This is a genomic window from Herbiconiux sp. FW305-C-125 (genome assembly GCF_058783455.1).
This window is the reverse complement of record NZ_JBYSYO010000005.1, coordinates 1-12,272: the sequence shown is the minus strand read 5'-3', so window position 1 is coordinate 12,272 and position 12,272 is coordinate 1. Positions and strand designations below refer to the sequence as shown.

The window sequence follows — 12,272 nt, the reverse complement described above, 5'->3', positions numbered from 1 at the left end:
GCCGGCTATGACGACGCTATGAACGCGCCTCGGCCCCGAACCGCTGGCTGCCGAGCACGGCGAGCAGCTCGAGCTTTCCCGCCGACTCGGAGCGCGGCGGCGCCGTCAGCACGAGGAGCGCCTGCGACTGGTCCTCGGTGAAGAGCACCTGGCAGTCGACCTCGATCGGGCCGAGTTCGGGGTGGAGCAGCACCTTGTGATCCTCGAAGCGCCGGCTCACCTCCTGCGCCTCCCAGAGGGCCGTGAACTCCGCGCTCCGCCTGCTGAGCTCCCGCACGAGCTCGGCCGCGCGCGAGTTGGGGCCGAGCGCACCGAGCGCCGCCCGCAACGACGCCACCTGGGCCCGGCCCTGCCGCGCCTGGTCGTGTTCGGGGTAGCGGCTCCGGATGCACGAACCACCGGTAGATCTCGCTGCGATCGAACCCGGTGAACCCGCTGACGTCGCCGAACAACGCCTTGGCGGGCTCGTTCTGCACGAGGGTCTCGCCGAGGATCGAGAGGATGAGGGCCGGGGTGTCGGTGAGCCGGTCGAGCACCCGGAGGAGCGCGGGAGCCACGTAGTCGCCCACGGAGTGGCGATCGGGCGCGCTGTGGCCCGCGACCCGGAAGAGGTAGTCGCGCTCGTCGGGGGTGAGGCGCAGGGCGCGCGCCACCGAGCCGAGGATCTGCACGCTCGGCTGCGGCCCGCGGCCCTGCTCGAGGCGCGTGTAGTAGTCGGTCGACATGCCGGCCAGCTGGGCGACCTCCTCGCGGCGGAGGCCTGCCGTGCGCCGGCGCGGGCCGGCCGTGAGGCCCACGTCGGCGGGCAGCAGGGCGTCCCGATGGCGGGTGAGGAAGGTGCCGAGGGCGTCGCGATCCATACCGACAGTATCGACCGTGCGCAGCGGCGGAGGCAGGGATCGGTGATCCCCCGATAAGCCGTCTCTGGCAGGCGGCCACGCCGGCGCGGAGACTCGGGTCATGAACATCAGCGGAAACACCATCTTCATCCCCGGCGCGACGAGCGGCATCGGTCTCGCCCTCGCACTCGCCCTGCAGGCCAAGGGCAACGAGGTCATCGTCGGTGGCCGGCGGGCCGAGCTGCTCGAGCAGATCGCGGCCGAGCATCCGGGCATCCACACCGTCGCGATCGACACCACCGACCCCGAGAGCATCGAGCGTGCAGCCACGACCGTGATCGCGGAGCACCCCGATCTCGACGTGCTCATCACGATGGCCGGCATCATGCGCGCCGAGGACTGGACGACCCCCGAGGGCTTCCTCGCCTCGGCCGAGCAGACGGTGACGACGAACCTGCTCGGCCCGATCCGGCTGATAGCCGCGTTCATCGAACACCTGCGGTCGCGGCCGGCCGCCACCATCGTGACCGTCTCGTCGGGGCTCGCGTTCACACCGCTGCGGATCACGCCGAGCTACAACGCGACCAAGGCCGCCATCCACATGCTCAGCGAGTCGCTCCGCCTGCAGCTCGCCGGCACCTCGGTGACGGTCACCGAGCTCGAACCGCCGTCGGTCGCCACCGACCTGATGCCGGGGCAGCGCGAGAGCGCCTTCGCGATGCCCCTGGACGAGTTCATCGCCGAGGTGGTCGGCCTGATCGAGGCCGAACCCGATGCGAAGGAGATCCAGGTCGAGCGGGTGAAGTTCCTGCGCTACGGGGAGGCACGTGGCGACTACGACCAGACCGTGGCGACGCTCAACCAGCTCGACCCGCACGGGGCCTGAGCGCTACGACTCCGCGCCGAGGGCGGCCGCGACGTCGATCACCCAGGTCACCCCGAAGCGGTCGGTGAGCATGCCGAAACCGGGGCTCCAGGCGGAGGCGGCGAGGGGCTCGACGATCGTGGCGCCGGCACTGAGACCAGCCCAGAGGTGTTCCACCTCTGCGAGGGTTTCGCCGCGCACCGAGACGAAGAACGGCTGGTCGGTGAGGGTGACGCCGTTCTCGCGACGGGTGGCTGCGGGCGCGGACGACCCTGCACCGTCGGTCGTCGGCTCCGCCGCCGGGCCTGGGATGTCGTACGCCATCACGCGGAAGCCGTCGGGTGAGATCACCTGGCCGAACACGACGTTCGTGGCTCCGGGAGCATCCGCGGGCATCCCGAAATCGGCATAGCTCGCGATGGTGAGCTCACCACCGAAGACGGTCCGGTAGAACTCGAGGGCCTCTCGGGCCTCGCCGCGGAAGTTGAGGTGGGTGGTGGTCGTGATCGTCATGACTGCTCCTGGTTTTCGAGTGGATGAGCGCCGGAGTTGCCCGGCGACATCCACTCTGGCAAGCGTCTAGGACAGTTTCGGTCCTCGACTCGAAATAGGGTGGAGGGTGTGACGACGACCACCGCACGCCTCCTCGAGCTGCTGTCGCTGCTGCAGACCCGCCGCGACTGGCCGGGAGCGCTGCTGGCCGACCGCCTCGAGGTCAGCCATCGCACCGTGCGACGCGATGTCGACCGGCTGCGCGAGCTGGGCTACCGCATCCAGGCCACGATGGGGCCCGATGGCGGCTACCGGCTCGACGCGGGCAGCGAGCTGCCGCCCCTGCTCTTCGACGACGACCAGGTCGTCGCCCTCGCCGTCTCGCTGCAGGCCGCGGCGACCACCGGCGCCGGCATCGAGGAGGGGGCGTTGCGCGCCCTCACGACCGTGCGGCAGGTCATGCCGGCACGCCTCCGGCACCGGATGCAGGCACTCGAGTTCACGACGCTGCCGCACCAGCCCGGCGGCGCACCCGTCGAACCGGTGGCGACGGATGTTCTCATCGCCCTCTCGACCGCGGTGCGCGCCCGCGAGGTGCTGCGCTTCGAGTACGGCGAAGCGGATGCCCTCCGACGCGTCGAGCCGCACCACCTCGTCAGTTCGAACGGGCGCTGGTACCTCGTGGCCTGGGACCTCGAGAAGACGCAGTGGCGCGTGTTCCGGGCCGATCGCATCCGGCCGCGCACCCCGACCGGGCCGCGCTTCGCACCGCGCGAGGTGCCGGGCGGCGACGTGCGGCGGTTCGTCGCGGCCCGCTTCAAGGGCTCCACCGCCGACGACCGGTGGGCGTGCCGAGGCTCGGTCGTGCTCGCAGCATCCGCTCGCGAGGTGACGCCGTTCGCCGGCGACGGCACGGTGGAGGACCTGGGCGACGGGCGGTGCCGCCTCGAGCTCGGCGCCTGGTCGTGGGTCGCACTCGCGGCCACGTTCGGGCGCTTCGACGCGCCCATCGAGGCGGTGGAACCGCCGGAGCTGGTCGCCGCCTTCGCCGAGCTCGCCGACCGCTACACGCGGGCCGCTCGCGCGATCGCGCACTGAGCATCCGCCGCTCTTGTCAGCACTCGCGGCGTGCGGCAGGGTGGCCGCATGGCCTTCACCGAAGTCGTGCCCTACCTCTACTACCCCGATGCGGATGCCGCGCTCGACTGGCTCGAGCGCGTGCTCGGCTTCGGGCCGTCGACCCGGTGGTGCATGGGCGGGCCGGTCACGAAGGAGGCCGACATCCGGATCGGCGGCGCCCGCGTCTCGATCTCGGGGCGGGCGCCGGGGCCGGATGAAGGCGGCGGGGCGCTCGTGATCGTGCACGTCGACGACGTGCACGCCTACTTCGAGCAGGTGCGCGCCGTCGATGCGGCGGCCGCGGGCGAGCCGCCCGAGCGACAGCCCTACGGCCCCACGATGTTCACCGTCGTCGACCCCTGGGGGTACCGCTGGAACTTCTGGGAGGGTGAGGCCGACCCGCCGCAGCCGGCGTAGCGTGGAGCGCATGGCACGGATGTGGGTGGCACGGGAGTACGGCGGACTCGACGTCTTCGAGGAGGTCGAGACCGAGGTCCCGGCTCCGGCGCAGGGCGAGGTCACGATCGAGATCAGGGCGGCCGGGATGAACCCGGCCGACTACAAGCACGTGGAGCGGGGCGACGACCGGAGCCGCCTGCCGATCCCGATCGGCTACGAGTGCTCCGGCGTGATCGCGGCGATCGGGCCCGGCACGCAGATCGCGTCCGGTGCTGGGGCGGTGGGCGACGAGGTGCTCGCGTTCCGCGTGCAGGGCGGGTACGCCACCGCACTCACGGTGCCGGCGGCCGACGTGTTCGCGAAGCCGCCCGCGCTGTCGTTCGCCGAGGCCTCGGCGCTGCTGCTCGTCGGCACGACCGCGGCCGAGATGCTCGACGTCACACGGGTGAAGGCCGGCGACACCGTGCTGCTGCACGGCGCATCCGGAGCCGTGGGCGTCAGTGTGCTGCAGCAGGCCCGGCTGCTCGGCGCCCGCGTGATCGGCACGGCGAGCGCCGCGAACGCCGACGTGGTGCGGCACTTCGGCGGCGAGCCGGTGGCGTACGGGCCGGGGCTCGAGCAGCGGGTGCGCGACCTCGCACCCGACGGCATCGACGCCGCGCTCGACGCCGTCGGCACCGACGAGGCGGTCGACGTGTCGGTCGCGCTCGTGACCGACCGCGAGCGGATCGTGACCATCGCGGCAGCGGGACGGGCGCGGGAGGACGGCTTCCGCGCCATCGCGGGCGCGTTGCCGGCGAGCGCCGCCTTCCGGGCCGCGGCGCGAGCGCGGCTGATCGACCTCGCGGGCCGGGGCGAGCTGGTGGCGCCGATCGCCCGGGAGTTCCCGCTCGCCGAGGCGCGCGAGGCGCTCGCGAAGCTGCAGGGGCAGCATCCGGGCGGCAAGTTCGTGCTCGTGCCCTGACGTCGTTCAGGTCGTGAGCGCACGGAACGCGCGCTCGGAACCGGGTAGCTCCCGCAGCCCGGCCGCGATCCCGACGAGAACGGCGCGACCCGCGAAGGCCGGGTCGACGAGTTGCACGATCGCGTCACGGAGCTCTGTCACCGACGCCGCGTTCGGGTCGAGCGCGATGCCGGCACCCGCATCCTCGAGGGCGGCGGCGCCGTCGAACTGGTCGGTCGAGAAGGGCAGCACGACAAGCGGCACACCCGCAGCGACCGCCTCGGTGACACTGTTGTTGCCACCGTGACTCACGCCCGCCGCGGCTCCCGCGAGCAGCGTCACCTGCGGCAGATACTCCCGCACCAGCCAGTCGCCGGGAATCGTCCCGAGGGCGCCACGGTCGGCCGAACCCGTCGCGATCGCCGCGCGCACCCCTGCCGCCCGCAGCGCGGAAGCCACCCGCCCGAGCACGTCGTCGCGCACCGAGAGGAAACTGCCGAAGCTGACGTAGACGTAAGGCGCGTCCGATTCGGCGATCCACCGTTCGACCTCGGCGTCGCCGGAGTCGTCACGCGGTGCCGCGCCGAGGAAGGTGTGCGGCGGCAGCAGGCCCGCCCGCCGTGGGTCGGCCAGTTCGCCCGGGTAGTTGAGCAGCAGGTGGTCGCCGGTCTCGGCGAAGGCTGACGCACTCGGGGTGGCACCGGGGTCGAGGGCTGCGAGCGCCCCGTTCCACTCCGCCGTGAACGACTCACTCACCCGTCGGCAGAGCTCCCGCAGCTCGGCGATCTCCGTCTCGTCCGGCCGGAAAGCGGTGGGCCACGTCGGCGGGAAGCCGTAGAGCTCCTCGCCAACGGGCAGCGCACTCGGGTGCCCCAGCACGACGTCGGCGTACCGGATGCCCGCCGCCGCCAACCCCAGGCGCGCACTGAAGGCGAGGTGGTCGACGAGGATCGTGTCGGGCTGCACCTGCTCCACCACGGCGATCGTCTCGCGCGCCTTGGCCACCGGCTCCCACATCAGATCGGTCAGACGCTCGGCCGCCTGGTAGGCGAGGGTGGGCAGCATGCCCCGCCGCGTGGCGTCGAAGAACCCCCGCAGCGACGCGTCCTCCTCGGGCGGCTGCTCGTCGGCCCGGATGACGGCGGCGTTCGATCCGCGGCCGAGGCTGAGGGGCATCCGCTCGAATCCGAAACGGCGAACGATCGGGTCGGTCGCCGGTCCGGTCGCCACCACCACGCGCTCCCCGCGGCGCTGCCAGGCGGACGCGAGAGACGCGAGCGGCAGCAGGTGGGAGGCGTAGTCGGGCGAGAGCACGAGCACCGTCATGCGACGGACACCGCCGCTTCAGCCTCGGCGTTCTCGGTGCGCACCCGGCGGTAGACCTCATCGAGGGCCGCCGCCATCGCCTGCACGGTGAACCGCCGCTCCACGACGGCCCGCGACCGGGCGGCGCGCTCGGGCGTGGGCTGCGCGGCGGTCTGCGCCGCGTTCGCCGCCGCCGGCTCGGCCCCAGCGATGTCGAGCGCCCGGCCGATGGCGGCCGCCAGCGCGGCCGGATCGGCGGTGCGGGTGAGGATGCCGGTGTCGCCGTCATCGACGTAGGTCGCCGGGCCGCCGCCGTCGGGCGCCACCACGAACAGTCCCGCCGCCATGGCTTCGAGCAGAGCCAGCCCGAACTCCTCCTTCACGCTGCCGCAGACGTAGACGCCGCCCGCCGCCGCGAGACCGGGCAGTCCGAGCCGGGCCGCCGCCATCCAGCGGGCGACGGTGTCGTTGGGGCGGTGCCCCGGCAACAGCAGCCCGCGCGCGGCGTGTTCTGCGGGCGGAACGATGGCGTCGATCGCCGCCAGCTGCTCCCGCTCGTCGGCCGACGGCTGAGCCAGGTCGCCGCCCACCAGCAGCAGGTTCGCACGGTCGGCCGACCCCGCCTGCCAGGCCGCCACGATGGCCGCCATCCCCTTCACCCGGTGCAGTCGCCCCGCGCTCACGATGAGCGGCAGGCCGCGGCGCTCCGGCGGCAGGGTCTCGACGAGCGCCCGCAGCTCAGCAAGGGGCCCGGCCGCCGCCGCGCCGCCCGCGTGCGCCGCCGCGTCGCGCACCGCCGCGTCGACCGAGGGCAGGTCGATCCCCTCGGGCACGATGGTGTGCCGCTCCGGATGCGCGGCGATGTCGATGCCCACCAGCGTCCGCATGTCACGCCGCAGCTCGGGCCGCGGGAACAGCACGGTGTGGTTCGCGTTCGACGCGAGGCGCTGCACGAGCCGGGCGCGGAACCAGAAGTGCTCGCGCGCATCCGCCTCGCCGAATGACGAGCGGGTGAGCGAGCCGGCGGTCTCGAGCGAGTGGATGACGGCGTGCGGGTCGGGTGCGACCGTGAACACCACCGGCAGGTCGAGTTCGCGCGCCACGTCGGAGGCGGCGAGGCTGCCCACCTCGGCCATCCGCAGGTGGATGAGGTCGACCTCGCCGGCGGCGCGCAGGAGGCGTCGGATGCCGCGGCGCGCCGCGACCCGCTGCGGCCACGCCGTCGCCGAGCTCTGCGTGGGCGTGAGCAGCGGAATGCGGCCGTAGTGATGCCCCGCGGCGCCGCTCGCGATGTGGGTGACGCTGTCGATCGCGCTCTCGACCGATCCGCGCGACATGGTGACGACCCGGGTGCCCGGCCCGCCCTCGCGCACCAAGGCGTCGCCGAGGCGCACGAGCAGCGTGGCGACTCCCCCGTTGTCGCCGCTGCCCGCCGCGTTCAGGCCCGCGTCGACGTCGGCGTGCAGAAAGAGCTGCGCGACGGTGAACGGCGCGTCGGCCGATCCGGTGCGGATGGGGCCGCCGGCGAGGTCGATCAGGGCGAGTTGGGCGGTGGCGGCGAGCTGGGCGTCGTCGGCCGCGCACGCGAGGTCGTCGAGCAGGGCGGCGACGCGCGCATCCCCACGACGCTGGCCGAGCGCCGCGATGGCGGCCGAGCGCACCAGCAGGTCTTCCCCGGTGTCGGCTGCCACCTCGAGGAGCACGCGCGCCGGTGCCGCGCCGTCGACGAGGCCCAACGTCTCGATCAGGCGGTAGCGCGCATCCGGAGCCTCGATGCCGAGCAAGGCGCTCTCGGTCGCCACGGCGATGTGCTCGGGACTGGTCTGCGCCCACAGTTCGAGCGAGCGCTGGGCGATCATGCCGCCGAAGCCGCCGCGCACGACGATGCCGAGCAGGCGCCCGACGGAGGCGAAGTGCGGGAGGCGCGAACCGAGCACCCAGGCGACGTGGTCGCTGAGGAAGGAGCGGTCGCCGGAGAGCAGTCGCGAGAGCGTGCGGTCGGCGTCGTCGCCGAAGACGTGGCCGAGGGCGTGCACGGCGGCGATGGCCGTGACCTCGTCGCTGTCGTCGATCGCCGCGGTCAGCACCCGCAGGGTTCGGCCGCCCGGCTCCCGGCTGGCCTCCAGGGCCAGGTCGTCGGCCAGCCGCATCGCCTCGACGATCGAACCGGCCTCGTGCACCGCATCCACGGCAGTCTGAATTCCCACCCTCAGATCCTAGGCACGTTTATTACTAGATCATCTAGCAATTTTCTGAAAGACGGACGAATATGAAGCAACGGGACGACGACGCCCCGCTCATTCCGGGAAGGACGAGAGATGTCTGACACGCTTTCCACCACCGATCCATTCGCCTCGCCCGACGGCCCCGAGGGCCGCTCGATCGCCGACTGGACCGACCTCGGCCGCGAGATGTGGTCGTACCTCACCGGGCGCGGCGCCGCGGTGAACTACCACTTCGACGACCTCACCGTCGAGGTCCCGCGCGACATCGGCCCGGATGCGCCACGCGCGATCTGGAAGTTCAACGGCACCCTGCGAGTGACGACCAGCGAGAACGGCACGGCGAACGCGGCGTCGTCGCAGTCATCGTCGCCGAAGTCGTGAGCCGTCGGCCATGCTTCGCTTCGACATCGACCTCGAGATCACCGAGGGCGACTTCGACGCCCACGTGACCGCCGCCGGAGACCGCGTCACGGTCGCGGTGAGCGATCCCACCCGGCTGCCGTTCGGCACGACCGGCCGGCTCCGCGACCTGCGGGTGGTGGCAGCCGCTCTCGCGCGGCGCGGGGTGTCGGTCGACGTGACGGGCCCCGCCGGCACCATCGTGCGGATCGGTGCCGTGAAGGCCAACCCGGTGCAGCGGGTGGTGACCTGGTCGCCGCACGTCGTGCTCGGCAGCCCGCCCGCGGTGGCGCCCCTGCTCCTGCGGAACCGGGGTTCGGCGCGGGCGGAGCCGCTGCCGTTGCCGCCCGCTACGCTCTTCCCGCTCGCCCCGACGCTTGCGCGACACCACAGGCACCGGCCGACCACCACGCACGCGGTGCCCGGCTCGGGCCGGCCGCGGCTGATCTTCGTGATCGGCTCCGAGCACTGGGACGGCAGGCCGCCACGGGAGTTCGACCTCAGGCCCGACGTCACGACGATCGGGTCGGGGCCGGACTGCGACCTGCGGCTGCCCGGTTTGGAGGCGCTGCACGCCGAGATCCGCCACGACGCCGCCGACGAGTACGTGCTGCACGCCATCGGTCCGGTGGGCGGCGGTTCGGGCTGGCCGGGCGACGACGCGCAGAACCGCGACCGGGTGCTGCGCACCGGCGCCCGGATCGAGCTCGGCGAGTGGCGGTTCGGCTACTTCCGCGAGGAGTTCGCCGACCACGGCCGGCCCTTCGGCGGCCGGGCGGGTGGTGAGTTGGCGGTGCAGAAGCCCCAGCCGCCGCGGCCGCGAGCTCAGCGCTGAATCGAACCGCCATCAGGAGATTGCCAGAAAGTGTCGGTGGGCGAGGGAATATCGAGCACGGGGCAGCGTTGAACTTGACAGTAAGGCACTCAAGTTTCAACCAGGAGGTTTCGTGCCCGAGAACTTTGACCCCACCCAGGGCGGCACCGAGGGCGGCAGCAACTCGTTCGACGAGTTCCTCGCGCGCTACCTCGAGGGCGAGCGCGCGGCCCGCGCCGGTCGCTCCATCGACCTCAGCAAGCTGATCAGCCGTCGCACTCAGGAGCTGCTGGCCGAGGCCGGTCAGTACGCCATCCAGCACGGTCACCGCGAGCTCGACGCGCTGCACATCCTGCGCACCATCGCGCCGCAGCAGCCCGCGTCCGACGCCATCCGCGGTGTCGGCGCCGACCCGCGCGCCATCGCGGCCGCGGCCGAGCAGCGGCTGCCCGCCGCCTCCACCGACCGGGTGACGCAGCCCGCGCTGACGCAGAGCGCCCAGCGTGCACTGTTCCACGCCTACCAGGTGGCACGGGCATCCGGCTCGACCTACATCGACCCCGAGCACCTCTTCTTCGCACTCGTGATCAACCAGGACTCCCCCGCCGGCCAGGTGCTGGCCCAGGCGGGTGTCACCCCCGAGGCGTTGCAGGAGGGGATGCGCCAGAACGTGGGCGCCGGCCCCGAGGGCGCCACCGGTTCGGCCGACCCCAGCGCCACCGCCGCGGGTGGGGCGGACGGCCAGGCCGCATCCGACACCCCGACCCTCGACAAGTTCGGCACCGACCTCACGGAGCTGGCCCGCCAGGGCGAGCTCGACCCGGTGATCGGACGGCTGGACGAGATCGAGCAGACCATCGAGATCCTCTCCCGGCGCACCAAGAACAACCCGGTGCTGGTGGGCGAGGCGGGCGTCGGCAAGACCGCGATCGTCGACGGCATCGCCCAGGCGATCGTCGACGGCGGCGTGCCCGAGCAGCTGCGCGACAAGCGGATCGTCTCCATCGACCTGCCCGCGATGCTCGCCGGAACCCGGTTCCGCGGCGACTTCGAGGAGCGGCTCACCACCCTCATGGACGAGATCTCGGCCCACAAGGACGAGGTGATCGTGTTCATCGACGAGATCCACACCGTGGTCGGCGCCGGTGGCTCCGGTGAGGGCGGAATGGATGCCGGAAACATCCTGAAGCCCCGCCTGGCCCGCGGTGACCTGCACCTCGTCGGTGCGACCACGCTGAAGGAATACCGCGGCATCGAGAAGGACCCGGCGCTGGAGCGTCGCTTCCAGCCGGTGAGTGTCGGCGAGCCGTCGATCTCGGATGCGGTGCTGATCCTCGAGGGTCTGCGCCCGGCGTACGAGGAGCACCACGGCGTCTCCTACACCGACGCGGCGCTCACCGCTGCGGTGGAGCTCTCGGCCCGGTACGTGAGCGACCGGTTCCTGCCCGACAAGGCGATCGACCTGATCGACCAGGCGGGTGCCCGGCTGCGCCTCTCGCTCGGCAAGATCCCGGCGGTCGTCGACATCTCGGCGCTGCAGGCCGACCTCGCCGCGCTCGAGGGCGCGAAGAACGCCGCCGTCTCGGCGGAGCACTACGAGGAGGCGTCGCGCATCCGCGACGAGATCGAAGACGTGCAGAAGCAGCTGGCGGAGGCGACCTCGGTGAACCGTCGCGTCGCCGCCGAGCGTGCTGCGGGTGGGATCGACCTGGATGCGGTGGTCGACGAGGCCGAGATCGCCGCGGTGATCTCGCGGGCGACCGGCATCCCGGTGTCCCGGCTCGCCGAGGTCGACCGTGAGCGGCTGGCCGCCCTCGAGGGCGAGCTGCACGAGCGCGTGATCGGGCAGGACGACGCGGTGACCGTCGTGGCCAAGGCGGTGCGGCGCAACCGCACCGGCATGGGCGACTCGAACCGGCCGATCGGCTCGTTCCTCTTCCTCGGCCCGACCGGTGTCGGCAAGACCGAGTTGGCGAAGTCGCTGGCCGACTCGTTGTTCGGTTCGGCGGCGAACATGCTGCGCTTCGACATGTCGGAGTTCGGTGAGCGTCACACGGTCTCCCGTCTGGTCGGTGCCCCTCCCGGGTACGTCGGCTACGACGAGGCCGGCCAGCTGACCGAGCGCGTGCGGCGCAACCCGTATTCGGTGGTGCTGTTCGACGAGATCGAGAAGGCGCACCCGGATGTGTTCAACCTGCTCCTGCAGGTGCTCGACGACGGACGGCTGACCGACGGTCAGGGACGCACGGTCGACTTCCGCAACACGGTGGTCATCATGACCTCGAACCTGGGGTCGGAGTTCCTGGCCTCGCGGTCGGGGGCGATGGGCTTCGTGGCGCAGTCGGCCGACGGGTCCGACGGCAACGGCTTCGGCTCGGACAAGGCGCTGCGCGACCGCGTCATGGGCAAGCTCCGTGAGGCGATGCGGCCCGAGTTCCTCAACCGCATCGACGAGATCGTGCTGTTCCGCAAGCTCGAGAAGGCGCAGTTGCGCTCGATCGTGGGGCTGCTGCTCGGCGCGACCCGTGCCCGGCTGGCCGCGCACGAGATCGAGCTGACGGTGACGGATGCGGCCACCGACTGGCTGGCCGACAACGGTTACGAGCCCGAGTACGGGGCGCGGCCGCTGCGGCGGGTCATCCAGCGCAACGTCGACGACGCGATCGCCGAGCTGCTCGTGTCGGGGGCACTGCTCGACGGCGGGGCCGTGACCGTGGACGCGGTCGACGGGTCGCTCGCCGTGACGGCCGACGCCGACGTCGCGGAGTTCGCGCAGGCGGCGTAACCGTTTCGATTCAGGGCCGGACACTCTCGGGTGTCCGGCCCTTCGTCGTGTCCCGGGCGTTCTTCGTGTCCGGGTCGTCGCGAGCGG

10 protein-coding genes and 1 pseudogene are annotated in these 12,272 nt (G+C 72.3%); 7 read left to right on the top strand and 4 right to left on the bottom strand.

The window, feature by feature from the left end; all coding sequences use genetic code 11:
- Positions 1–16: 16 nt before the first annotated feature.
- A pseudogene (locus AC3WLB_RS13595) lies at positions 17–860 on the bottom strand (helix-turn-helix transcriptional regulator).
- Positions 861–960: 100 nt separating this feature from the next.
- Here AC3WLB_RS13595 and AC3WLB_RS13590 point away from each other — a divergent pair.
- A complete protein-coding gene (locus tag AC3WLB_RS13590; protein ID WP_492506804.1) occupies positions 961–1,725 on the top strand; it encodes an SDR family oxidoreductase in 765 nt (254 codons plus the stop codon).
- 3 nt (positions 1,726–1,728) lie between these two features.
- On the opposite strand, the gene AC3WLB_RS13585 is transcribed toward AC3WLB_RS13590, so the two are convergent.
- Positions 1,729–2,217 (bottom strand): VOC family protein, encoded by a 489-nt coding sequence (locus AC3WLB_RS13585; RefSeq protein WP_492506803.1) that lies wholly within the window; start codon positions 2,215–2,217, stop codon positions 1,729–1,731.
- A 108-nt stretch (positions 2,218–2,325) separates the two neighbouring features.
- Here AC3WLB_RS13585 and AC3WLB_RS13580 point away from each other — a divergent pair, with 108 nt between their 5' ends.
- Genes AC3WLB_RS13580 through AC3WLB_RS13570 form a run of 3 tightly spaced genes read left to right on the top strand, consistent with a single transcriptional unit; the run spans position 2,326 to position 4,678 of the window.
- On the top strand, positions 2,326–3,294 hold the full coding sequence (locus AC3WLB_RS13580) for a helix-turn-helix transcriptional regulator (protein WP_492506801.1): 969 nt from the start codon (positions 2,326–2,328) through the stop codon (positions 3,292–3,294).
- 48 nt (positions 3,295–3,342) lie between these two features.
- Positions 3,343–3,732: a VOC family protein gene (locus AC3WLB_RS13575; protein ID WP_492506799.1), complete on the top strand. Its 390-nt coding sequence runs from the start codon at positions 3,343–3,345 to the stop codon at positions 3,730–3,732.
- Positions 3,733–3,742: 10 nt separating this feature from the next.
- Entirely contained in the window at positions 3,743–4,678 is a 936-nt protein-coding gene (locus AC3WLB_RS13570; RefSeq protein WP_492506797.1) for an NADP-dependent oxidoreductase, read from the top strand.
- Between the two features lie 6 nt (positions 4,679–4,684).
- Here AC3WLB_RS13570 and AC3WLB_RS13565 read toward each other — a convergent pair whose 3' ends face one another.
- On the bottom strand, positions 4,685–5,983 hold the full coding sequence (locus AC3WLB_RS13565) for a nucleotide disphospho-sugar-binding domain-containing protein (RefSeq protein ID WP_492506795.1): 1,299 nt from the start codon (positions 5,981–5,983) through the stop codon (positions 4,685–4,687).
- Positions 5,980–8,169 (bottom strand): glycosyltransferase family 4 protein, encoded by a 2,190-nt coding sequence (locus AC3WLB_RS13560; RefSeq protein ID WP_492506793.1) that lies wholly within the window; start codon positions 8,167–8,169, stop codon positions 5,980–5,982. Before AC3WLB_RS13560 ends, AC3WLB_RS13565 begins: the two co-directional genes overlap by 4 nt.
- Positions 8,170–8,280: 111 nt before the next feature.
- Between AC3WLB_RS13560 and AC3WLB_RS13555 the strand changes: the two genes are divergently transcribed.
- From AC3WLB_RS13555 to AC3WLB_RS13545, 3 genes are all read left to right on the top strand, one after another.
- Complete coding sequence (locus AC3WLB_RS13555) at positions 8,281–8,568, top strand: hypothetical protein (RefSeq protein WP_492506791.1); 288 nt, start codon at positions 8,281–8,283, stop codon at positions 8,566–8,568.
- A gap of 10 nt (positions 8,569–8,578) precedes the next feature.
- Positions 8,579–9,421, top strand: a complete 843-nt coding sequence (locus AC3WLB_RS13550; protein WP_492506789.1) for an FHA domain-containing protein — start codon at positions 8,579–8,581, stop codon at positions 9,419–9,421.
- A 112-nt stretch (positions 9,422–9,533) separates the two neighbouring features.
- Positions 9,534–12,185 carry an ATP-dependent Clp protease ATP-binding subunit gene (locus AC3WLB_RS13545; RefSeq protein WP_492506787.1) on the top strand — a complete coding sequence of 884 codons (2,652 nt, stop codon included), beginning with the start codon at positions 9,534–9,536 and terminating at the stop codon, positions 12,183–12,185.
- The last annotated feature ends 87 nt before the right edge of the window (positions 12,186–12,272 follow it).

Coding starts and splice junctions, on each gene's coding strand:
- AC3WLB_RS13590 (WP_492506804.1), top strand. CDS start 961: ATGAACATCAGCGGAAACACCATCTTCATCCCCGGCGCGACGAGCGGC.
- AC3WLB_RS13585 (WP_492506803.1), bottom strand. CDS start 2,217: ATGACGATCACGACCACCACCCACCTCAACTTCCGCGGCGAGGCCCGA.
- AC3WLB_RS13575 (WP_492506799.1), top strand. CDS start 3,343: ATGGCCTTCACCGAAGTCGTGCCCTACCTCTACTACCCCGATGCGGAT.
- AC3WLB_RS13570 (WP_492506797.1), top strand. CDS start 3,743: ATGGCACGGATGTGGGTGGCACGGGAGTACGGCGGACTCGACGTCTTC.
- AC3WLB_RS13565 (WP_492506795.1), bottom strand. CDS start 5,983: ATGACGGTGCTCGTGCTCTCGCCCGACTACGCCTCCCACCTGCTGCCG.
- AC3WLB_RS13555 (WP_492506791.1), top strand. CDS start 8,281: ATGTCTGACACGCTTTCCACCACCGATCCATTCGCCTCGCCCGACGGC.
- AC3WLB_RS13550 (WP_492506789.1), top strand. CDS start 8,579: ATGCTTCGCTTCGACATCGACCTCGAGATCACCGAGGGCGACTTCGAC.